Origin of the sequence: Clostridium sp. AM49-4BH (assembly GCF_003478335.1) — a bacterium.
In the GTDB taxonomy this organism is placed as follows: Bacteria; Bacillota; Clostridia; order Lachnospirales; family Lachnospiraceae; genus Butyribacter.
The window spans coordinates 1-785 of record NZ_QUFB01000142.1; the positions used below are offsets into that span (position 1 = coordinate 1).

Annotated in this window: 1 protein-coding gene; it reads right to left on the reverse strand. The window is 35.0% G+C overall.

All coding sequences use genetic code 11. The annotated features are described in order from the left end of the window. On the reverse strand, positions 1 to 715 hold a 715-nt coding region (locus DW981_RS14795; protein WP_118508263.1), incomplete at its 3' end, for a hypothetical protein. Positions 716 to 785: the final 70 nt, after the last annotated feature.

Below are 785 nucleotides of genomic sequence, written 5' to 3' on the forward strand. Positions count from 1 at the left end.
CAGAAATACTCACAGATTCTGCTACAAGGCTCTGTGTCATACTTTTTACATCATTACCAGTTACGGATAAGGTATAATCACCCGTTTCCTTTCTTTCTGCCGATTTTTCTGCACGTTTCTTTGCAGCTTTTTCTTCCTCTGCTTTTTTAGCAGCTCTTTTCTCTTTTACTTTTTCCTCTTTTTCTCTGTTCTCTTTTGCCTTTCGTTCAGCATTCTCTTTCGCTATTTTCCCATCTGGATCATTTGTACAAGATGCTGTCTCTATAATATTTCCGTTTGCATCAATCATATAACTCTGATTTGTCACAGTGCCCAAACATCCATTAATCGTATCTTTTGTACAATCCGGAATGGCTGCTAAGTTTTCCTCCAAATACTTTGCTTTTTCCGGATCATTCATGCACTTTTGTAAAAATGCACTTGAAACAGATACCGTTGTCGGAATACCCTGCATTGAAGTCAGCCCTATATTCATATAATGGTATTTTCCTTGCAAGTATTTTGAATAATCATTTACATTACTATACCCTGTCTTAATCTGCTCTGTTTTTGTCACACCGGGACGTGATGTTTTTAATTCAACTGTACTTGTTGTCACGTTGCCATCTTTTGTATTTGTACTATCCTTTTCACTATCTGTTTTTTTTACAGTATTCTTATAATTTGAAGCATAATACGATGTGTAACTGCTGTTATTGATACCCGTAATTGCCATAATCCTACCTCCCTGTTATTGAAACTTAAAATAATTTCTATTATATTGAACGACTTGGATATTTAATTTC